Here is a 23,094-nt window from a genome sequence, read left to right as displayed (position 1 = left end):
AGCGGGCCTCCCAAAAAGAGTTCAGCTAACGGGCATGATAGAACGACTTGGGGTTTCTTGCCGATCAACGGTAGTACAGGGCCTTTTGACAAACCCCTTGCGCGCGCAGGGAAAAAGGCGATTTGATACAGAAGGCGGACAAAACGATTTACGCTGTGTAGAATCGGGTTACGCATATAAGAATAATCGTCTTCTGGCAGCAGAAGCCTCGCCCGTCATAGCCTTGGGTCGACCATGAAGATATTTGGGTTTCAATTGATCTACGGTGACTTCCTCGCCCGCAGCGTGCGGGGCATCTCCTGCGCGCCACCCGCCGGTCTCAGCATTGCCAGCAACTAACGATCCGTTACTTTCAGCTGTTGATTCTAAAAGCATGATGAGGCGCCAAAATGGCAGATTTATACGAAAACCCAATGGGCCTGATGGGCTTTGAATTCATCGAATTCGCATCGCCAACCCCCAACACCCTGGAGCCGATCTTCCAGATCATGGGCTTCACCAAGGTCGCGACCCATCGCTCCAAAGACGTGCATCTGTATCGCCAGGGCGCGATCAACCTGATCCTCAACAACGAACCCAACAGCGTTGCGTCGTACTTCGCGGCGGAACACGGCCCGTCGGTGTGCGGCATGGCCTTCCGGGTCAAGGATTCGCAGAAGGCCTACAAGCGCGCCCTGGAACTCGGCGCCCAGCCGATCCACATCGAGACCGGCCCGATGGAGCTGCACCTGCCGGCGATCAAAGGCATCGGCGGTGCGCCGCTGTACCTGATCGACCGTTTCGGCGAAGGCAGCTCGATCTACGACATCGACTTCGTGTTCATCGAAGGCGTTGACCGCAACCCGGTCGGGGCCGGCCTGAAGATCATCGACCACCTGACCCACAACGTGTACCGCGGGCGCATGGCCTACTGGGCCAACTTCTACGAGAAGCTGTTCAACTTCCGCGAGATCCGCTACTTCGACATCAAGGGTGAATACACCGGCCTGACGTCCAAGGCGATGACCGCGCCGGACGGCATGATCCGCATCCCGTTGAACGAAGAGTCGTCCAAGGGCGCCGGGCAGATCGAAGAGTTCCTGATGCAGTTCAACGGCGAGGGCATCCAGCACGTGGCTTTCCTCAGCGAGGACCTGCTCAAGACCTGGGATCACTTGAAAAGCATTGGCATGCGCTTTATGACCGCGCCGCCGGAAACCTACTACGAGATGCTCGAAGGCCGTTTGCCGAACCACGGCGAACCGGTCAACGAACTGCAGGCGCGGGGCATCTTGCTGGACGGTTCGTCCGAGTCGGGCGACAAGCGCCTGCTGCTGCAGATCTTCTCGGAAACCCTGATGGGCCCGGTGTTCTTCGAGTTCATCCAGCGTAAAGGCGACGATGGCTTCGGTGAAGGCAATTTCAAGGCGTTGTTTGAATCGATCGAGCGTGATCAGGTTCGTCGTGGTGTGCTCGCCACCGAATAAACCGCTACTGCTGTAAAAACTGTGGGAGCGGGCTTGCTCGCGAAAGCGGTGTGTCAGACAACGTTTTTGTTGACTGATTCGACGCCTTCGCGAGCAAGCCCGCTCCCACAATTGGTTTTGCGCGACCTTAAGGTCTGCGGTTACGGACCATGTGCTTGAACCCTTCAAACACCAACACCACCACCGCCAGCCAGATCGGAATATAGGTCAGCCATTCCCCGGGCTTGATGCTTTCCCCCAGCAACAACGCCACCCCGAGCAGCAGCACCGGTTCGACATAGCTCAACAACCCGAACAGGCTGAACGGCAGCAACCGGCTGGCGATGATGTAGACCACCAGCGCCGAAGCACTGATCACCCCGAGCAACGGGATCAGCAGCGACAGCCATGGATGTTGATCGAACACGCCGAAGCCTTGTTCGCCGCTTTGAACGAACCACAGCGCCACGGGCAGCATAATGGCCATGTCCATCCACAAACCGCCGAGGTTGTCGGTCGCCAGGCGCTTGCGCAGAATGAAGTACAGCGGATAACCGATGACGACCAACAAGGTCGCCCAGGAAAAACCGCCGATCTGATACAGCTCGTTGAGCACGCCGAGGGAAGCAAAAAACACCGCGACCTTCTGCAGGTAGGACAAGCGCTCGCCATAGGCGAACCGCCCGGTCAGGACCATGGACAGCGGCAACAGGAAGTAGCCCAGGGACACGTCGAGGCTATAGCCGTTGAGCGGAGCCCACATGAACAGCCAGAGTTGCAGGCCGAGCAGCGTTGCGGAGAGGGCCATGCCGGCAAGCAGTCTGGGTTGGCCGACCAGCCGCCGAAACAGCGCGATCACCCGTTTCCATTCGCCGGAGACCACCATGAACACGGTCATGCAGGGCAGGGTCAGCAGCATGCGCCAGCCGAAGATTTCCACGCCGCTCAGGGGGGAGAGCAACGAGGTGAAGTAATACATGACGGCAAACAGCACCGAGGCCGAGACCGATAAAACGATACCTTTAGACAAACTGCCCTCGCGAGGTTGAACGTGAAACGGGGCGCAGAGGATACGTGGTTTTCGAGCCGAATATTGACCGATCAATCAACACCGGCCCAATCATTGTAGGAGCAAGCTTGCTCGTGATGGTCGTCAACGATAACGCTGGAAACCTGACACCCCGCGGCGCTCTCTGGTTCATCGCGAGCAAGCTCGCTCCTACAGGGGCAAGAGTTTGCGCCCGGACACAAAATGGCTCACATCATTGAACCCCGGCGTCGACGCATGCCCCGGCGTCACCAGCGAGTCGATAAAGGCTTCATCCTCAGCCGTGATCTTCACCGCCTGTGCCTTGGTGTAGGCGTCCCACTGTTCCTCGGTCCGCGGGCCGACAATCGCCGACGTCACCGCGCTGTTGTTCAACACCCAGGCAATCGCAAACTCGACGATCCCCACCTCGCGGCTCTGGGTGTACGCCTGGATCTGCTGGGCGATACGCAGGGATTCCACCCGCCACTCGGTTTCCAGAATGCGTTTGTCGGCACGCCCGGCACGGCTGTTGGCGTCGGGCTGCACATCCGGCGCGTACTTGCCGCTGAGCACCCCGCGCGCCAACGGGCTGTAAGGCACCACCCCCAGACCATAGGTGTGTGCGGCAGTGATCTGCTCGGTTTCGGCCTGGCGATTGACGATGTTGTACAGCGGCTGACTGATCACCGGTCGGTCGACCCCCAGTTTATCCGCCACGCGAATCACCTCGGCAATGCGCCAGCCACGGTAGTTCGACACACCCCAATAGCGGATCTTGCCCTGGCGAATCAGGTCGCCGATGGCCGACACCGTGACCTCCAGCGGCGTGTTGTGGTCCTCGCGGTGCAGGTAATAAATGTCCAGATAGTCGGTGCCCAGGCGCGTCAGGCTGGCGTCGATGCCGTTGAAAATATGTTTGCGGTTCAGGCCGCTGCGGTTCGGCACGCCGTCCACCGGGCCGAACCCGACCTTGGTCGCGAGCACCCATTCCTGACGGCGACTGGCGATGGCTTCGCCGACGATTTCTTCGGAGCGGCCGTTGGTGTAGACGTCGGCGGTGTCGATGAAGTTGATGCCCTGGTCCCAGGCCTTGTCGATGATCCGCAGGGAATCCTCGGTGCTGGTCTGTTCGCCGAACATCATGGTGCCCAGGGTCAGGGTCGACACCTGCAGGCCCGAATGACCCAGCGTGCGGTAGCTCATGAAGAAATCCTTTTGCCAGTGGGAAAGGCTCAATCAAATACCAGAACGACCGCAGGGATCAAACTGAAATATCGAATACCCCGGACCGCAGAAGGCGGGGCACTCTCTTTATTATGTTTTTTCGCAAAGCGAGGTTAACGTTGATCGCCGAATGAAGCTCGGCCAGCCCCATCCCGCTTGCAAGGATCACCGCTATGTTTGAACTCGATCACGATCTGGCCCAGGACATCGTCGACCGGGCGATGGCCATCCTCCCGTACAACGTCAACGTCATGGACAGCCAGGGACTGATTCTCGGCAGCGGCGAAGCGGAGCGGGTCAACACTCGCCATGAAGGCGCGCAATTGGTACTGGCCAATGCTCGAGTAGTGGAGATCGACGCCCAGACAGCGATGCACCTCAAGGGCGTGCAGCCGGGCATCAACCTGCCGCTGTTGCTCGACCAGCGCCTGATTGGCGTGCTCGGTATCACCGGCGACCCCGAGCAACTGCGGACCTATGCCGAACTGGTGCGCATGACCGCCGAGATGCTGGTGGCCCAGCGCAATCAACAAGCCGACCAGCAATGGCGACGCCAGCGTTGCGATGACCTGCTGGCGTTGCTGCTCAGCGAGGCCGGGGATTCGCCGCGACTGATCGACGAAGCACAGCAACTGGGGCTCAAGCCACAGATGAACCGGGTACCCTATCTGTTCGAGTTGGGTGTGGAACAGGGGCCGGGGCAAACCGTCGAAGCGCTCGGCGCCTGGCTCACCTCGCGCTACCCGGACAGTTGGTGCATAAGCTCGGCCAAGTCTTCGTTGCTGTGGTGCCGACCGGCCAGCCAGACAGTCGAGAACCAGCGGCTGCTGGAAAAGCTCGACGGCCTCGGCTGGAGCATCCTGCGCATTGCCGTGGGCGGGCAGGGCGATGGGTTGTCGGGTTTACGTCGTTGCAATCGGCAGGTCTCAGACTTGCTGGCCTACGGGCGCGATGTAGTGCCCCGCACCCGTGTGCTGACGTTGAACCGCTATCGACTGCCGGTGATGCTCTGGCGCCATCGCAACGACGACGCACTGGACGAGTTGCTCAAACCGTTGCGCCAAGTCATCGCCAAGGACGGTAACGGCCAACTGCTGGCAACCTTGCGCAGCTGGTGCGACCACGACGGCCAGAGCCAGGCCTGTGCCGATGCACTGGGCATCCACCGCAACAGCCTGCGCTACCGAATGGAACGCATCGCCGAACTCAGCGGCGTCGATCCCTTGCGCCTGGACGGCATGCTGGCACTTTATCTGGGCGTTCAGCTATTGCCCGACACCGACGCAAAACCCTAAACGACACAACCCCCCTGTAGGAGCGAGCTTGCTCGCGATGGACGTGAACGATAACCCGTTCCTCCCGTTGGATCGCGTCAGCTTCAAGTCCATCGCGAGCAAGCTCGCTCCTACAGGGCGGCACGGGTTTTGTGACAATGAACAACAAACCCGGTCGTAATTTGTGCCGCGGCCTGGCGTCATTGTCGATGCCAACTGGCAGCATGAAGTCATTGGAACTGGAGAACACCCATGAAAATCGTGATCGCCCCCGATTCGTTCAAAGACAGCCTCAGCGCCCAAGGCGTAGCCGACGCCATTGCTCTGGGCCTGGCAGATGTCTGGCCTGATGCTCAACTGGTCAAATGCCCGATGGCCGACGGCGGGGAGGGGACGATTGAATCGGTTCTGGCTGCTTGCAAGGGCGAGCTTCGCCGGATCGAGGTCCGCGGCCCGCTGGGTGCAACGGTCAATGCCGCCTGGGGCTGGTTGCCCCACAGCCACACCGCAATCATCGAAATGGCCGAAGCCAGCGGGCTGCAGTTGGTGCCGGTCGATCAGCGCGATGCCTGCCTGAGCAGCACCTTTGGCACGGGGCAATTGATCCGCGCGGCACTGGATGCCGGAGCGCAACGGGTGATCCTGGCGATTGGCGGCAGCGCCACCAACGATGGCGGCGCGGGAGCGATGCAGGCGTTGGGCGTGAAATTGCTCGACGCACACGACAAGGTGTTGGAACCAGGCGGTTTGGCGCTCGCGCAACTGGCCCGCATTGACATGACTGACATCGATCCTCGTCTGGCCGACGCGCGCTTCGACATCGCCGCCGACGTCAACAATCCACTGTGCGGTCCCCACGGCGCCTCCGCGATTTTCGGCCCGCAAAAAGGTGCCTCGCCCGAACAGGTCGAACAGCTGGATCGCGCCCTCGGGCACTTCGCCGAACTGTGCGCCCAAACCCTGAAAACAGAGGTGCGCGACGAGCCCGGCAGCGGTGCGGCAGGCGGCCTGGGGTTTGCCGCCAAGGCGTTTCTGGGAGCGCAATTCCAAGCCGGCGTTGAAGTGGTCGCCGAACTGGTTGGCCTGGCCGAAGCGGTCAAAAACGCCGATCTGGTGATCACTGGCGAGGGGCGTTTCGATGCGCAGACTCTGCGTGGAAAGACGCCGTTTGGCGTCGCGCGGATCGCCAGGCAACAAGGTGTGCCGGTGATCGTCATCGCCGGCACGCTGGGCGAGGGGTACCAGCAACTGTATGCCCATGGCATCGATGCCGCGTTTGCCCTGGCGAGCGGGCCGATGACATTGGCCCAGGCCTGTGCCGAGGCTCCGCGATTGTTGCGTGAACGGGCGAGCGATATAGCGCGGGTCTGGCGGATAGCCGCGCGCAGGGTCTGACACTTCCTTCACCACAGAGATCGCGCGACTCCCGCGCCCGCCAACCCTCTGTATGCATCGCCACCTGTCAACTCTGACAGTATCGGAGCAATAAAATCTCGTGCCTAATTCGGTCAGGCTTCGCAAGCCTGGCAGAACGATGAAGCGTCGTATGCAGTGCGCAAATGGATCGAACTGCCAGACGGGTTCCACAGCCATGGCGAGGGTCATGGCTGAATTTGAACGGTACGGGAGAAGTGAACATGGCAAGTTCAGACAAACAGAAAAACGCGGAGCGGGTACGTTGGGCGGAACGCGAGCGCATGGCCCAGCGTGACCACGCAACGGCAGATTCCGAAGCGCTCGATCCCCTTACCATGGATGGCCTGATCCCTGGAGATACCGAAGGGTTGCGCCCGGCCTCGAGCAATGACTTGCCATTAGTCGTCAACATTCCCGCATGGAAAAATCTTCCACCTTTTCCCAACGCGGACGCCACCGTCCGGATTGAATGGGCGCGGGTGGGCGAGAGTACCTATAAGAAACTCAAGGACGAACCCTTTCCTTACCCGCAAGATAGAGACGATTTCCCCAAGCCGGTCACACTTGACCCTTTCGATAAAGACATTCAGGGTCGATTCAATCTCAGATGGACGTTGAAGCTCTACAGCGACCCGGATTTCGTCAGTCAATCAACGACCTCGCCGCTGCGTATCGACCGAACGCCGCCGTACGATCTGCTCAATCCTGCGGAATTCATTCTGGCTGCGGATGAAATAAACGACGCTTACCTGACGGCCAACGGCAATAAAGTAATGGTCGAGATCCCCGCTTACGCTGATTACGAGCTGGGGGACACGATCTCTTACGGCTGGCAAAAAGTCGAACCGATCAATCCGGAAGACATCGTGCCGATTACCCCGGTACCGATAGACATTCCGGTAGATCGAAAACTCGAAATCCCACTGTCGTTGCTGGAGGATGGTCCGGCCTTTTGTGCTTACCGTTTGTTTGACAAGGCCGGCAATCCCAGCCGTTTGTCCCTCATGCGGCTGCGCAACGTTGCGCTCGGGAAGCTCCCCATCGAACCTTTGCCTATACCCCATGTACCGCTGGCAGACGATAACGGCCTGATCGATCAGCTCGATGCTGCCAGCCGGGAGGTGACAGTGGTGATCCCCGAGGTGACTAATGGCAAGTCGACCGATGATATTTATGTCACTTGGGGAACAAAGGAGCTGCAGCCGCATCCGTTAGTGCCTCGGTCTGAAACCCGGATCAAGGTCCCGCTGGAAGTTTTAAAGGCCCAATACACCCAAGCCACCGGTGAACAGACAACGCCGGTGAAATACGAGGTCCGTCGTGGATCGCGGCCTTTCACAGCACCTGGCATTACGGTTCAGGTGGATTTTTCCAGGGTAGGGCCGGTCAACCCCGATTGGCCGGACATTACCAACCCCAACCTGGATGAGGTGGAGGTGCGGGGCAGGTCGGACCTTGAAAACCAACTGATACTGAGCGATGCGGAAGAAGACGCCAAAGTCTTGTTTACGCTTTACGACCCACCGGTGCCGGGGGATGAAATTCACGTGATGTGGGGTGGGTTGCCGGTGTTACCCGTGACCACCATCACCACCGAGACAGCGGGCACCCCTATGGAAATTCCAATCCCGTGGGACGTCATCGATGAACGCAGTAATGATCCCGCGTTGCCAGTGTTCTACTGGCTTCGTCGCCCCGGTGTTATCAACGCAGAGCGTTCAAAACCTACGCCAGTCGACGTGAATGTCCATACCGTCGTCCCCGACGCCGTACAGTTCCCGGACAAGGCCCCCGGCGATTTCATGTTTTGCCACTTGTTGGATTGGGATCCGGTCGAAGGCCTCGGAATCAAAGTGCATATCCCGGCCAACCCTCGCTACCTGAAAAAGGACGTAGTGGTCACGGTCAAGTGGCAAGGTCATAAAGGCTATGATCCGAGCGGCCCTCTTCCTGCCGACCCTATTGGCGGCACCGATCTGGAACACATATTTGACCCTCTGACCAAGGACCAGGAGCGTACTGGCCTTGACTGGATCGTGCGGCCTTACGATACAAAAATTCTGCCGTTGTATGGCGGTGAGTCGGATCAGGTTGGCCGGGGTATCGTCAGTTACACCGTCAGCGGCGTGACATCGCCGTCGCCGGACGCAACGCTCAATGTCGCGTTGGGGACAGGGACAGGCGTTTGCCCGATAACACGCCCTTGAGCTGAGGGCGCCGCTTTTTTTGACGGAACGGAAAGGGGGGCAGCGGCAGCGGCACCCCTTTTTTTTGCACCGGTGGTGAGTGGGATTTCCATTCCGGGATAACACCCGCCACTGCTTAGGATTTTTCCTACATCCGCTGGAACTTTATCTCAATATTATTCGCCGCCTTTGTAGGTTCGAGCCGAGTTCGTTGTGGGAAATGACGGACTCATTCTGGTGAAACATTATATAGAGGTGGCTTTTCATGATTTCGATAAAACCCTTTGCTTGTTGCCGGCTGTTTTGTGCCATGAACCTTATGTCCATGGCCGCATTGCTGCTGGTCAGCCCACACGTGACGGCGCGGGTCATTGACAATACGAGTGAAACCATAGGTTCGGGAAATTCTGAAGATCGCTACCAGCTGCAGAACGGGGCGACTCTGACCGCCATCGACGCACGCACGTTCGATATCAGGGTCAGGAGCGGTTCTACCCTGACTCTCGACCGCAGCCACGTAACGGGCGATGGTTTTGACGATGGAGTCGGGGTCAGCGGCGGCACCGCGAATATTACCGCCAGCCAGATCAATGGCGGCACCAACGCAACGGGATTGTCCGTGGGCGACGGCCCGGACGGCACCACGAGCTCGAAGGTAACAGTGCTCGACAGCACCATCACCGGTGGGCGCAATGGCGGGTTGGTCAATGGTCGTAGCCAGTTGAATCTGGAGCGATCCTCCCTCGCCGGTACGAACCCCGAGGGTGCCGGGCTACTCATGTCCAGCGGTAACGCCACCGCCAGTTCCAGTTCCATTACCGGCGGCAAGAACGGCGTATGGATAGCGGTCAATCCCGGGATATCGGCGCCCAGCACATTGATACTGGACAACCAATCGAGCGTTATCGGGCAAAACGGGTCGGCCATCCTCGTCGATGGATTCAACGTCAGTACGCCATCGGCCAACATTGAAGTGCGCAACAAATCCACGCTGGAGGGCAGCAACGGCACGCTGCTTGAAGTCAATGGCGGGGGCTCGGCCAATCTGCTCGTCAGCAACAGCTCACTCGTTGGCAATGTCATTGTCGAGGCCGGCAGCGTCGGCACCGTACAGCTGGAAAACGCTGCGACACTCACCGGGCGCCTGGATAATCTCGAACAGCTGACGATCAACAGCGATGCCACCTGGGTGATGGTGGGCGATGGCGATATCGCCAGGCTGTCGATGGACGGCGGTGCAATCAAGCTCGGTGATCCGAGTGAGTTTTACACCTTGTCGGTAGGCTCCTTGTCCGGAAACGGCACCTTCATCATGGATGCCGACTTCGGCACCGGCAATGTCGACTTCCTTGACGTGACCGGTACTGCGACCGGTGATCACCGCCTGTTGATCGGCAGCAGCGGCACCGACCCGACCGCCACCAGCAGCTTGCATGTGGTGCATGCCGGCAGCGGTGACGCCCGCTTTTCGCTGCTGGGCGGGGCGGTGGATCTGGGAGCGTTCTCTTACGATCTGATTCAACGCGACAGCAACAACTGGTACCTGGATACCACCACTCGCGTCGTCAGCCCCGGCACGCGTTCGGTGTTGGCACTGTTCAACACGGCACCGACCGTCTGGTACGGCGAACTCAGTACCCTGCGCAGCCGCATGGGCGAAGTACGAATGGATGAAGGCAAGGCCGGTGGCTGGGTTCGCGCTTATGGCAACAGATTCGATGTGAGTGCCAGCGCAGGCGTCAGCTACCGGCAAGCCCAGCAAGGCCTGTCGTTCGGTGCCGACGCGCCGTTGCCGATCGGTGACGGACAGTGGCTGGTCGGTCTGTTGGGCGGTTACAGCAAATCCGACCTGGACTTGGGCCGCGGCACTGACGGTACGGTCGACAGCTACTACGTTGGCGCTTACACCACATGGCTGGATCGCGAAAACGGTTACTACCTCGACGGCGTGCTCAAGTTCAACCGCTTCCAGAACAAGTCGGACGTTCAGCTCAGCGATGGCAAGAAAACCAAGGGCAACTACGACAACAATGGCATTGGCGCGTCCCTGGAGTTCGGTCGGCACATCACGCTGGACGACGGCTACTTTGTCGAGCCTTACACTCAACTGTCGGGCCTGATCGTCGAGGGTAAGGACTACGACCTGGATAATGGCCTGTCTGCCGAAGGCGACCGCACTCGCTCATTATTGGGCAAGGTCGGTGCGACGGTCGGGCGCAATTTCAATCTCAGCGCCGACACCGTGGTGCAGCCGTATATCCGTGCCGCCTATGCTCATGAGTTTGCAAAAAACAACCAGGTCAAAGTCAACCAGAACTCGTTCAACAATGACCTGTCCGGTAGCCGTGGCGAGTTGGGTGCGGGTGTGGCGATGACAGTCACCGACAAGGTATCGATCCATGTCGACCTCGATTACAGCAACGGCGACAAGATCGAGCAGCCGTGGGGGGCCAACGTCGGCGTTCGCTACAGCTGGTAACGGGACGATCACACCGGGGGCTCAATTGCGACTTCACGTTGCAATCGAACCCCGGGAAAACCCCGGTTTTTATCGTCCAACTGTCAGTTCTGTCAGTATCGAAAATCGACACCCAAGCGTTTAATGGCCATTCATGCCAACTGCGTGAAGAGGCCAGCGTTGCTGGTTCATTCTGCCTCTTCGCTGCCACGTGAGGGAGAACACCGATGCCTGGATCCGCACCCGAAACATCCCCTGAAAACGCCAGAGAACTCGTCGCGCCCCATGTGCCGGCTGCACTACCCGATGTCCCCGGTGGCGACATCAACCTCATACCCGCCAGCGCTCTGGTTCAACCGTTGAAGGTCACCTTTCCCCTCTGGCAGAACTCGCTGCCCTCTGTAGCGTTTCCAGAGCGTGTCCGTATCTTTCTGGACGATGACGAGGTTGCCGCCAAACATTGGACGGTACACCCCATCCAGCCTGAGGATCTGTTCGTCAATATTCCCAGCGATAAGTGGGCGAACAGACAAGGCCCGCTGGTCTTGCGTTACGACGCAAAGAACTGGTCCGGCGATCCGGATAATCCGACGCAATCGTACCCTGTGACCATTACCATCGACACCCGCCCACCGATTTTGGCGGCGACCAGCAAGTTGCAATTTCCCCCTGACATTCTCCCTCCCCAGCAACTCACCGCTTACTACCTTGAAGATGAAGACAAGGTAAGGGCTCATCTCCCTGCTTACACGACACCCAAGGTGGGCGACGTCATTGCCTGGTACTGGGACCGGAGCCTGTCCGGAACAACTCTCGGCGGCACCAAAGAGTTGAATGCCCAGGACTATGATCAGCCACTGTTCATTGATATCGGTGGTGACTGGATTCGCAGTCAGGATGACGGTGAACGATACGTCTGGTACACGATTACCGATCGTGCAGGCAATCCCCCCAGTGGCCTGTCACAGGTGCAAATGCTGATCGTCAAGGCTCAACCTCACCCGCGCAGTCTACCTCCCGCGAAAGTCGTTGAAGCCTCGGGCACTGGCTGGCCAGTGAGGGGCACGCTCGAACCCACCGATGCAACAGGCGGCGTTAACGTCATCTTGAATCCGGCGTCGGAGCTCTACCCGGGCGAAATACCCCAGGTGCAATGGGGGGTGGCACGTCAACTGGGTGCTTACCTTGCAGACCCGATCAGTGTCGACGAATGGAAGTACAAAATCCCGAAAGAGTACATGGCACCGCATTTTGGCAAGGCTATACCGGTTGTTTATCACTTTAAGGATAAGTTCGGCAAACCCCATGAATCAGTCCCCTACACCTTGACCGTTCTTAACTATCCGGCTAACAGGCTGCCGGCGCCTGAAAGCGCGGATGGTTTGCCTTTGAGTCTGGACAAGGTCCCACCGGAAGGTGCCAGTATCGTTCTCAGGCGTTGGCCATTCAGTGCGGGCCAGCAGCGTATCTCGATTTTTGTCGAGGGCATCGAAGACTCAAGCGGGAAGACTATCCGGTATGCTGCGCTGGATAAGCATGAGGTCACGCCAGCCCAGGCGATTGCGGGTATCGCCCGGGGTGAGGCACTGATGGCGAAAGCAGACTTCCTGTCCCGCATCAGGCTTGGATCGCAACTGACGGTAAAAGCCTATATCAGTTTCGACAACGGCCAGACCTGGAATGGGCAAGCCGCGCCCAATCCGGCATCAGCGCATTTGCCTTGGCTCAAAGTGACGCTGGTTGCCTGAAATCCCGTTGACGCAAGCCCTTGGCAGGGCTTGCGCAGGGTTATTGATAGGTGACAGTAAAGCTCAGGGCACCCTTGGCTACACCCCCCCGAATATCGACACTGTTTTCGGTTTGAAAGAACCGCGCGGTAAATGGCAGTTTTGTGGCCCCAGTAGGTTCGATTCTCTTTAACGATACTTGGGTGCCCAGTGGAACCGGGGTTATGCCGTCCTCGAGCATTATTTGAATGCCCATGCCGCTTGCCGTGGAGCCATTGCCCAATGTGAACACCCCGTTACTGCCGTCGTCCACGTGCACCGAACCTTTTGCCCCGTCCAGACGAATGTGTGCGGTGGCGACGTTACCGCCGTTGGGGTCCGACTCGCAGTCGCTGAGGGTGATGTCAAAGGGTATTGGGGTGGTGCCGTAGTTTTTGTGAGTGAAGTCCGATGCGGGCCAGGTGCCCAGATCTACAGGGTTTGCACTCACCGGATTGCCCAGCACGGTACATTGCGACTGTATGACGGTACCCCGGATCTGGTAATTGAAGATGGTGTTGAGGCCCGTCACACTGCCGCTGAATAATCTGCTGTTGAACACCTGCGTCCCCGGGGCAATAGGCCCGATTTTGATCAGCGTCACGTGGCTGGTCAATGAATTCAGGGGGATCGAGCTAGGAACGCTGTGGTTGACTTCAGCCGCAAAAGGCACGACAGGCGGCCCAATTGGCCTGAATTCGTTTTCGTAATCGCCCGAGTAAGGGAACCCTAACCGGATGCGGGCGCCGATGCCATTGTTGATGCCCGTTTCCAGGACCTTTCCATTAACATCTTCGCCATTTATCGGCGGCAAGGTACCCGAAAAAACCGGCGCGATGGAGCTTGCCTCGAATCTCAGCCGGTGGTTGCCGTCGTTGAAGCACTCTAGGCTCAAGCCTTCCGCATTTCTGGTAAAGGCATATCTGTCGAATGTACCGATCAGACTCCCGGACCGCGCATCACGTGGCACATAGACTGTGCCCACATCAACGTTGAATGTCATGGGGCCGGGTGCGGTTCCCCAGTGGCAACCATTGGCTTCGTCCGACGCCGCTACAGCCGACTGCGCCATGGGGCCGACAGCAAGGGCCGTCAGGACGGTCAGATGTCGTATCGTCGCGTTCATGTTTTTTTTCCTGGGTATGAGGAGAATATTGCTCTGATCTAGAGGCACGACACTTCTTGCAGGCGATAACCCTGAGCCTGCTCCATCGTTTGAGGGTCGATGCTCATTTGGCAGCGCTGCTCGCCTTCTTCGCCCCAACGCACCTCAAGTCGTTGCGGTTCGGCGCTGGTCGCCAGCATGACTTGTCCTGCCTGACCGACGACGCCGATGGTCTCGCCCTGAACGTTGCTGATTTGTGCGCCGAACGGCAGTGGAAGACCGGTCGCCGTGCGTCCGGTGATGATCAGTCGACTGATCTTGCGCGCGGTAAAACTGGCTTTCACTATCGCGCCGCGCCGGGGCACAACCTGGGTCGCGCCATTGTCGATTTCCACTTCGGGACCCATTTGGTCAGTCTCCAGTGCAATCTGATTCGCCCGATAGGGCCGCAGGTAAGGCACAAGCGCATAACCGCGGGCATTGGTGCGCACTCCGGCGGCATTGGCGACGCCGACTCCGGCGATATCCGGAACTTCGATCAGTCCGGCCGTTTCGCCCAGGTACGGACCCAGTTCGAGGCCGTCGGCGTGGAGCAGAATCGCACCACTGGCATTGAGTGAGAGGCTGCGATGGTCGCGGCCCTGGGTCAGGCCTGCACCCAGATTCCCGTGGGGTGTCTGGTAACCAGCGGCGAGCGTGGCGGATTGCTGTTGCAGATTATCGCGGGCCACGGAGGCCTGATAGCTGAGGCGGCTGTCATCGGTGTTGCCACTGAGACTGGCTCGCTGACTGTATGTATCGCCGCTTTTGAGCAAATCAAAGGTTGCGGTACTCGCACTGCCGAAGTCCAGAGGCATCGAAACGCTCAGACCTAATTGTCGATCACTGACATTGTCGCGGTCTGTGAGCGATTGGCTGGCAAACAGGTTATAGCTGACGCCCCGATGAAGGGTGTTGAAGTTGAACTGAAATTGCCTGCGCTCATAATCGCTGCGCCAGTAATCTTCCTGAGACAGTGTCAGGCCGAGAGAGCTCTGCTTGCCGATATTCTGGTAAACCGTTGCCTCCAGGCGACTGCGTCGGCTGCCGTGAAAAGCGGAATCGCGACTGCGCTGGCGCACGGCTTCGTCGAAGTCGCGGTAACCTTCCGTCGAGTAGCGATACCCGGCGAAACGCAGGTTGGTCCGGCTCTGAAACGACTTTCCGTACTTGATCGCGTAGCTCATGCCCTGCGTCGAATCGGTGTCCGAAGTATCAACCTCTGCACTGGAGTGAGTGACGTCGAAGGACAGAGCCCCCAAGGCGCCGATATCCTTGGCGACGCCGGCGTTGCCGGCCCGGTAAAACTCGCTGGCCATCAGGCCACCGTACAGGGTCGAGCCCCAACCGGTCCCCATGGCCAAGGTTCCCTGCCAAAGCAGAGGGTCTTCGAGCTTGGTTGACGCGTTGTAGCGTCCGACACTGGCGCTGTATCGCCAGGTCCCTTCGCGCAGGAGGTTGCCGAGGGTGGCGTAGGGTTGGGTGAAACGGCGGACCTGCCCGTCGGCCTCCGTCACGACGATCTCGAGTTCGCCGCTGCCGCCGGCCGTACTCAGGTCATCGATTTCGTAAGGGCCGGCGCTGACATAGGTGGAGTAGATCGGATAGCCGTTCTGCAGCACCTCGACTTTGGCCCGGCTTAGCGCGACGCCACGGATGATCGGCGCATAGCTTTGCAGCACATCGGGCAGCATGCTTTGGTCCGAGCGGATAATCACGCCCTTGAGCGGCAAAGACTTGAATGCGTCACCCGGGGTGGATGTTTCGCCCAGGGTCAGGTTGGCGTTCATCCCCGGCAGATCCCGTTGTGCGTAGGCGTAGGCTCTACTCCAGCTGCGCTGCCCTTGGTCATCCTGGCGCAGGCTCTGGTTGGTGCGCAAGCGCCAGGGTCCCAGGTTCACGCCGCTGTTGAGGTACAGGTCCTGGCTGCTGGAATTGCCTGCGTAGCTGCTCCTGCCTTGTTGGGCCGAGGTCTGGTAATTGACGAAGGCGGCATTGATGCCGTAGTCCCACAGTTCGGGGTCAACCTGGCCGATCATGTCTCGCCGCATGGCGATTTGCGGGATTGAAACATCGAGGCGCAAGTCGTTGCCATGGAATTCGGTGGTGGCACTCGGGATAAGCGTCTTCAAATCGACGCAGGCGTTTTGCATCAGCGCCGGATCGGCCAGGCTCTCCAGCCGCACGCCGAACGCCTCCAACAGTTCCGCCGACAGGCAGGGCAGGAGTCGATCGCCTTCGGGGCTGAGTTCGAAATCTATATCGCGGCGGCCGAAATAGCGAAAATTGACCTGGATGTCGACCGCATACTGCCCCGGTCCAAGGTCTGCGCCGTTAGCCAGTGCATCCAAGGCCAGCGCACCCGCATCGCTGGCGTGGCTTGGGCTCTGGTGCATGAACCCGGCTTGAAACCCGGTGCCCGGAACGGCGTGCGCGGGCTTGATTTCCAATAAGGCGGTGCTGCTGCCGAGAACAAATAGCTGGATAAACCGCAGGCGAGTGAGCGCCAGTCGATGTCCGGGGAATAGGGTCATAAACGTTATCCTGACGGAAAAAGGCCGTGGGCAGCCCTCAAGGGCTCAACTGGATTGGCTGCAGCAGCGGTGTGCTGTAGCCGCCGTAGTCGTTGATCGCCGCAAACTCCACTTGCAGGCCTGAAGCCGCCTTGATTCCGTCCAGGGCATAACGCTGGCTGGCGAATGGCCCGACCATCTCGGCGCTCGTAAGCTTTTGGCTCTGACCGGCGCCGCTTACATCGATACGGCTGAAGGAAACATGGAACGGGGAAGGGTTGTGGACCTGTAGTTGCGCTTGACCATCAACCTGGCGGATAGACCATTGCAGGTCTTTGAGGTGGATGATGGAATGGCCTTTTAGTTGAGCGGGTCGATAAAACAGTTTGATCCGGGTGCGCAGGGCGATATTGAGTACGTTGCCTTCGTTGGCTGTGACCTGCGGAATTTCCTGGACATTGAAGTAGAAGACCGACTCCCGATCCGACGGCAAGCTGTTGGGCAGCCCGTTGATTTGCACCTGTTGCTGTTTGCCGGGATTGAGCCGGAACAAGGGTGGCGAGGGTATGAACGGCACAGCGGTAGTCGTATCGTCGGCCGCGGTATTGACCCAGGTTTGCACGGCGAAAGGCCTGTCGCTTGGGTTGGCGACGATTAATGAAACGCTGCGCTTGTCGCTCTCGAATACCACTCGGGTACTGCTGATGGTCAGAGCCGCCTGGCTGGCGGGAATATGGGCCGCCAACATGAACAAGGTCATGCAGGCGCCCATGGCTGGCCGGCAAGCGGCAACCTGTTTGATCAAGCCGAACATGGGAAATACCTTTTGCCTGGACGTGGAGCACGTATCCGAGCGATTGTCAGAGTGCCCCCGCCAGCGGTTACAGGCTGTATGTCGACGGGGGCCAGGGGTGTATCAGTTCACGGCGACGCTGAACTGGATGTCTGCGGAGGCTGCGCCTGGAGTCACTGCAGTCGCAATGGAGCGATAGGTGGCGTAGAATCGCAGGTCGGTCGGACGGTCAGCGTTTATCGAGTATTCGTCGCTTTCCGAGCCGGGAGCCAGCAGCTTGTTGTTAGCATCCCTCAGTGCGATTGCAACGCCTTGGGCTTCCGAGACTGCAAAATAAGTGTCGCTATCATCCGGAAGGCCGGAGAAAGTCACCGTGGCGACGTTAGGGTTATCTGGATCCAGAGCACAACCGGAGCCCCCATGGACACGCAAGTCGAAGATTTTCCCACCGTATTCTTGACCGATGGCAGTGAAGCGGCTGGCATCGACCCCGACCATTTTGACCAGGTTGCCGGGGCTACCGTCACCAGGGTTGATCACCTCGATCGAGCAGGTGCTGCTGGTAATCATGCCTTCGAAGTTGATCGTGCCAGTGTTGGCGAGTGCCGAAGTGCCGGCGAGGCCGGCGGCCAGGCCGATGGAGATAGCGAGAAGCGCTTTTTTCATGTCAATAAATCCTGTTATGACAGCGGTCGTAGTTTGAAGCGCGAGACATGACCGGGTAGTGTGTAGAGGGTAGGGGTAAAGTGTCAGGTGTCTCGGCGGGAGGGATGTTAGGGGGCAGGGCGGGGGCGGTATATGAGAGAACTCTCAATATTATTTGCACATGAATGGAAGGCGCAAATGCGAGCGCCAAGTGCTATTCAAATGAATAGCACTTGGCGTCAAAGTTAAATTGCGTGTGTTCGTCAAAGTTAGACTGTGCGAATCGTTAATGCCGCTTTATTGTACTCTGGAAGGTACATTCCGTCAGGCCAGAACCGTTTAGAACTCATTGTCCAGTTGTCGTTGGGTTGGCTGGTTAAAAGTTCTTTTGGAACGCGCAGGTCTGGAATGTTGCGTTCAAGTGCATTTATCGTATTTTCAGAAAACGGCCTCGCCGTAGCTCTCGGCAAATTAAAATCGGTTTGTGGAAGCGCGTTCATCGTGTTTGGCGAAAAAGGCGCAACCGTGGCTCGCGGCAAACTAATGTCGGAATTTTGAAGCGCGCTCATTGTGTTTTTCGAATAAGGCTTAGCCTTGAATCGCGGCAAACTAATGTCGGCATTTTTAAGCGCGTCCATCGTCCTTTGTGAAAAAGGACTGCCAGCCAAAGGATTAGTGGCGTCTTCGGCTCTTTGCAACAGATGCCGGGAAGCCTTCTGTCCCACCCCCCTGGTCAACATTCCGACCCCCATCTCGGCAAACCCGGCAATCAACGCTACGGTTCTCGCGTCATTCGCAGTTTTTTGATCGCCTATGATGCCTGCGGTCAACGCCGTTTGCCCTGCTAACATGCCAATAACGCCAAAAAACACCAGCAGTGGGTTACCGCTGAACAGGGACATCGCGGAAAAGCCAATTCCAGCAATATCCCAAGCGACACTATGTCCGGTCGGATCACTGAAATTAATCGGATCGCCCAGGCAGTACTGATACGGATTGATCCCGCCAGCACCAAATGGGCTTTCGTTGTCCGGGCTGTGAAAACGCATCAGGACCGGGTTATAGGCTCTATAGCCACGGCCGAGCATGTACCAGCCGCCGGTTTCTTCGCAGACTTCACCATTGAAAGCCAGCAGGCTCTGCAGCGAACTGTCGCCGCTGCGTTCGCCATAGGCATTATAGGTAGCGGTGCGCAGTTCGGTTCCCTGGCTTTCACCCACTACACTGTGTTTACCGTCGGTCATTAACAGCAAGGTCTGCCCGGCATCACCTGATTGTTGTTGAGCCAGCGGATGATCCTGGTTGTAGAGATATTGCCGGTGGATATCACCTGTTACGGTATTGCTCAGGCGATCGTTCTGATAAAAGCGCAGGGTTTCTTCACCCGAACGCGTAACGCCGAAGAGGTGGTTGTGGCTGTCGTAGCGATAGGTCGTCTCGGCAACTCCCAGCGCAGGGCTGACGTCAAGTAAGCGCCCCTGGCTGTCATAGTGCAGGTGACGGCCTTGTTCGTCGTTGAGCATGTTGCCGTTCAGATCGTATTTGAATTCAATACACTGTGGGACGTAGGAGGGGTGGCTGTGGCTTACGCTTTTCAACTGGCAGGAATCGTCAGGCCCATAAGTGAATTCGGCGTGGTCAAGGGTGCCGTCTTTAAAAACGGTCTGGCATTCCAGGATATTGTCCAAGGCATCAAAGATGAATATTTGTTGGGTGATCTCATGACCGTAACGGTCCTGGGGCAATTCATCTCCTGAATAAATATGAATATTCAGGCGGCCCCGCGCGTCATAGAAGAACTCTTCGAGGAGCAGGCTTTGACTGTCTGTTTTCAGATGGCGAGTGGACAGTCGATCGTCGGTTTGCCAAGTCTGGCTGATGGTTCGGGTCGGCTTGTCGCTCACCTTCAAGGTACGCAGGATTTCGCGACCTTGATCGTCGAATTCAAGTTCTGTGGTCAGTGTTGTGTTGGCTAGGGTATCGGTGCAGAGGGTGCGGCACAGACGGCCGCAAGGGTCGTACTCGAATTCGGCCAGCAAGCTCTCCTGACAGATATTTTCAAGTCGCGCCGTAAACTTCCCATAGGTATATTGACACTGGATATTGTTGACATCCGAGCGTGCCAATTGTCGCCCCTTCAATGAGTGGCTGTACCCGGTAGTCCAGGTTTTGCCATCCAGCTTCCAGCGATGTTCAGTTAAATTGGCCGCACTGTCGTAATCGAACCCATGGCTACCCTCGCTGTTTTGCGAAGCATCCAGGCGGGCGGTCTTGACGTCATAGTCAAATAGCGATTGTTCACCCTCATGGGAGTTGACTGCGATGGGTTGATCTGGCAGCCCTGGTGTATAGACGTACTCGATAGCCTGTTTCGCGGGAGTAATGCGTCTACTGACCCGCCGCTGACTGGCGTTGTATTCATATTCCTCGATACGCGGGCCGACGATGAGTCGGGTCAGCCGTTCGAGGCCATCGAACGCCTGGACGCCAGCGAGCACGGGAAGTTGCTGCGAGTCGACGGGTGTCACCTTCAACGTGATGGGGAGTTCCCCGCTGCTATGCGGCGCATAGGTCCGCTCGATCACATCGTCATTGGGTAACGTTGTCTTGATCATGCGGTTAAACATGTCATACACATAGGCTGTCTTGTAGCCCAGGGCATCGAACTCATGGGCCGTACGCCCCAGGCCATCATAGTGATAGCGGTGCTCGCTGTACGGCTCGGCTAGCGGGTCGCTCGGTTCGTCGCCTTGTTTGTAACGCTTGACGTTGTCGGGCTTGTCAAACAGGTTGTTGTGGGTGACGGTCTTGCCCATGCCCTCGATCCAGGTCGTGGTGGTCTGTGTGATCGGGTCGCTGACCTCGTGCTCCTCGACCCCGTCCGGACGCACCACGCTGCGCTGCTCGCCCCAGTCGTCATAACGGTACTGGCTGCGCAGTTGCAGATCGTCCTCTTCGTCGGCGCTGCGCCAGTCCAGCTCGATGTCCTCCACCCGTTGGCCCAGGGCGTCATAGGTGGCGTAATAGGTGTCGCGAAACGCCTGCGCCAGGGCGCCGGTACGGTGGTCGGGGTCCTGGCGCTGTTCCTTGATCACCCGGTTCAAGCCATCGAACAGGGTTAGGGTTCGCACGCCCTTGACGTCGGTGGCCTCCTGGCAGGCCTGTTGGCCATCAGCGTTGGTCAGGACGTAGCGGTAAGTGCGCGACGCCACGTAGTCGGTGTCCGGGGCCACGGTTTCGCAGGTGACCCGCAGCAACGCGTCATAGGTGTAGCGAATTTCCACGTCGCTGTCGTCGCGGGTGAGCAAGGGTTCGCCGTGCAGCAGCGAGTGTTCCAGGGTCACTGTCTTTTTCGTGTCCGTGCCGTCGACTCCGTGGTCGAAACCCTTCAGGATTTCGGTGGTTTGCAGCACGGTTTCGCCGGCAAAGGCACTGGGCAGCTTTCGGTAGGCGTAGTCGGTGGTGGTGGTCCGGCCGTTGAGGGTGATGGCCTGCTGTTCGCGCCGGCCATGCTGCAAGGGGTCGCGCGGTTGGTTGAAGGTGAGGTAGGCGCTGTGTTGCAACGCGTGCTCCTGGTCGCCCTCGACCTGCAACAGGGTCTCTTCGGTCAGCACCAGCCAGGCGTCCTCGGCAGTGCCCTGGACGGGAGGCATCAGGTCGTAGCGGTTGCGCGTGCGCAGCACCGGGGCACCCTTTTCCCGATCGGAGGCAGGGGTCACGGTTTGCTCGTGCAGGTGGCGGACAAAACCGTGCGGGTCAGGCGGGCACTCCCCGGGGATGCCTGCGGCCGGGAAGTAGCTGTAGCGCTCCTTGACGCCATTGGCCTGGGTCTGTTCCGTCAGGTTGCCGTGGGTGTCGTAGGCCGTGAGCACGTTCTCGGGGCGCCACGTCCCCCCTTCGAGGCCCCAGCGGCTTTCGACACGTCTGGGCAGTTGGCACTGCGGAGCCTGGTTGCTGAACGGCTCCTCGAGTTTGTCATCGGCGTAATAGGTGGTGAGGACCTGATGAATGTTTTGGCCCTGGGTGGTTTTTTCTTCGCTGATCAGGTGAAAGCGGTTGAAGGTGCGCTCGATGCGGCGCACCGGCACCTCGTCGGCATAGTGGGTTTCGGTGGTGCCGTACTGATAGCGCCCGGCGGCTTTGTAGAGGTTGTCCAGCCCATTGTCATCCCAGCCGATCGGGGCGTTGTTACCCAGGAAGTTGTTGCTGCTGCCGGGCAGTTCGCTGTTGTCATAGGCGTAATGCACCTCGAGCATCGGCTGCTTGAAACCGGGGCGAATCTGGTGTTTCCAGACCCTGGGCAGGGGGGCGCGCGCATTGCCCGGAAAACTGTGGCCGACGCCGGCGTATACAATGGTTTCATGGCCGCCTACCGGGGTCTTGACCTCGGTGATGCACAGCAGGCCATTGACCTTCTGGTAGGTGAACCGCCAGGACGCGTCTGCGGTGGGCAGGACCACTTCATACACCTCATTGCCCGAGCCGCTGTTGCGCAGTTTCATCTCAAACCGCGCCAGGCCCCCGCCCGGCGTCCCGTCAGGGCGCAACAGGATTTCCACGGCGCTGGTGGGCAGGTTGATCTCCAGCAGGGTGCTGCCCTGGGCATCGGTCACCGTGTGCAGCCGGCTGATGCCGTTGTTGAACGGCAAGTACCGCAGGCTGACCTCGTGGCCTTCGACGCTGTAAATGCTTTGCGGCAGGAAGAGGTCGCCTTCGCGCCCCAGTATTTCAACGACCCCGGATTTGTGCACGATCCGATAGCGGTTCGGCGTATCTCGATGGAAGTGGAAGCTCTCGATTTTCTGCTCGGCCATGAGCAGGCGGGTGGGATCGGTGCTGCTGGAACCGGTGACTTTGAAGGTTTCCCCGGAGGACAGGGCGATCACCTGTTTATCGGCGTCGTATTGCGACAATCGCAGTTCCCAGCCCACGCCAAACCCGCTGTCGCGGGTATTGTACGGGTTGAAACTCAGACTGGCGGGCACGACCGGGCCGCTGAGGTCATTGGCTTTGATTTCCGGCAAGGCGAGGTTGACGGTGTACTGGCCGGTGCGGGGGTCGACACCGGACTGCACGAAACTGAGGAAGTTGAAGGCGTTGGAGTGGACCGCGGTCTTGGCGCTCATGGATAGGTCTCTGGTCTGTTTCGAAAAGCTGCTCACTGGGATGTCAGTGAAGTCGTGTATAAATAAGCCGAGAC

Annotated in this window: 13 protein-coding genes and 1 pseudogene; 6 read left to right on the top strand and 8 right to left on the bottom strand. The window is 58.7% G+C overall.

The features are described 5' to 3' along the window. Positions 1-389: 389 nt before the first annotated feature. Positions 390-1,466 (top strand): 4-hydroxyphenylpyruvate dioxygenase, encoded by a 1,077-nt coding sequence (gene hppD, locus ELQ88_RS19185; RefSeq protein ID WP_138967033.1) that lies wholly within the window; start codon positions 390-392, stop codon positions 1,464-1,466. Positions 1,467-1,485: 19 nt separating this feature from the next. Here hppD and ELQ88_RS34735 read toward each other — a convergent pair. The 3 genes and pseudogenes from ELQ88_RS34735 to ELQ88_RS19165 form a co-directional block, all read right to left on the bottom strand. Next, positions 1,486-1,578: pseudogene (locus tag ELQ88_RS34735) on the bottom strand (metal ABC transporter ATP-binding protein); the annotation flags it as partial. A gap of 15 nt (positions 1,579-1,593) precedes the next feature. Continuing rightward, complete coding sequence (gene rarD, locus ELQ88_RS19175) at positions 1,594-2,475, bottom strand: EamA family transporter RarD (protein ID WP_138967031.1); 882 nt, start codon at positions 2,473-2,475, stop codon at positions 1,594-1,596. A 189-nt stretch (positions 2,476-2,664) separates the two neighbouring features. Further along, positions 2,665-3,678: an aldo/keto reductase gene (locus tag ELQ88_RS19165; RefSeq protein ID WP_138967027.1), complete on the bottom strand. Its 1,014-nt coding sequence runs from the start codon at positions 3,676-3,678 to the stop codon at positions 2,665-2,667. A 194-nt stretch (positions 3,679-3,872) separates the two neighbouring features. On the opposite strand from ELQ88_RS19165, the gene ELQ88_RS19160 reads away from it, so the two are divergent. The 5 genes from ELQ88_RS19160 to ELQ88_RS19140 all read left to right on the top strand — a co-directional run bounded on the left by ELQ88_RS19160 (position 3,873) and on the right by ELQ88_RS19140 (position 12,781). Further along, positions 3,873-4,994, top strand: a complete 1,122-nt coding sequence (locus ELQ88_RS19160; RefSeq protein ID WP_138967025.1) for a sugar diacid recognition domain-containing protein — start codon at positions 3,873-3,875, stop codon at positions 4,992-4,994. A 231-nt stretch (positions 4,995-5,225) separates the two neighbouring features. Next, positions 5,226-6,368: a glycerate kinase gene (locus ELQ88_RS19155; RefSeq protein ID WP_138967023.1), complete on the top strand. Its 1,143-nt coding sequence runs from the start codon at positions 5,226-5,228 to the stop codon at positions 6,366-6,368. Positions 6,369-6,610: 242 nt separating this feature from the next. Further along, entirely contained in the window at positions 6,611-8,596 is a 1,986-nt protein-coding gene (locus ELQ88_RS19150; RefSeq protein WP_138967021.1) for a hypothetical protein, read from the top strand. 289 nt (positions 8,597-8,885) lie between these two features. Continuing rightward, positions 8,886-11,054, top strand: a complete 2,169-nt coding sequence (locus ELQ88_RS19145; RefSeq protein WP_228761535.1) for an autotransporter outer membrane beta-barrel domain-containing protein — start codon at positions 8,886-8,888, stop codon at positions 11,052-11,054. 206 nt (positions 11,055-11,260) lie between these two features. After that, positions 11,261-12,781: a hypothetical protein gene (locus ELQ88_RS19140; protein WP_138967018.1), complete on the top strand. Its 1,521-nt coding sequence runs from the start codon at positions 11,261-11,263 to the stop codon at positions 12,779-12,781. Between the two features lie 40 nt (positions 12,782-12,821). On the opposite strand, the gene ELQ88_RS19135 is transcribed toward ELQ88_RS19140, so the two are convergent. From ELQ88_RS19135 to ELQ88_RS19115, 5 genes are all read right to left on the bottom strand, one after another. After that, entirely contained in the window at positions 12,822-13,925 is a 1,104-nt protein-coding gene (locus ELQ88_RS19135) for a fimbrial protein (protein WP_138967016.1), read from the bottom strand. A 38-nt stretch (positions 13,926-13,963) separates the two neighbouring features. Next, on the bottom strand, positions 13,964-16,477 hold the full coding sequence (locus tag ELQ88_RS19130) for a fimbria/pilus outer membrane usher protein (protein ID WP_138967014.1): 2,514 nt from the start codon (positions 16,475-16,477) through the stop codon (positions 13,964-13,966). A 37-nt stretch (positions 16,478-16,514) separates the two neighbouring features. Beyond that, positions 16,515-17,270, bottom strand: coding sequence for a molecular chaperone (locus tag ELQ88_RS19125; protein ID WP_138967012.1), 756 nt, complete (start codon positions 17,268-17,270; stop codon positions 16,515-16,517). Positions 17,271-17,372: 102 nt separating this feature from the next. Continuing rightward, entirely contained in the window at positions 17,373-17,915 is a 543-nt protein-coding gene (locus ELQ88_RS19120) for a fimbrial protein (RefSeq protein ID WP_138967010.1), read from the bottom strand. A gap of 248 nt (positions 17,916-18,163) precedes the next feature. Further along, complete coding sequence (locus ELQ88_RS19115) at positions 18,164-23,020, bottom strand: RHS repeat-associated core domain-containing protein (RefSeq protein WP_138967008.1); 4,857 nt, start codon at positions 23,018-23,020, stop codon at positions 18,164-18,166. Positions 23,021-23,094 lie beyond the last annotated feature (74 nt).

Source organism: Pseudomonas sp. MPC6 (genome assembly GCF_006094435.1).
Taxonomy (GTDB): Bacteria; Pseudomonadota; Gammaproteobacteria; order Pseudomonadales; family Pseudomonadaceae; genus Aquipseudomonas.
The sequence above is the reverse complement of the archived record's forward strand: the minus strand, read 5'-3'. Positions and strand labels throughout refer to the sequence as shown.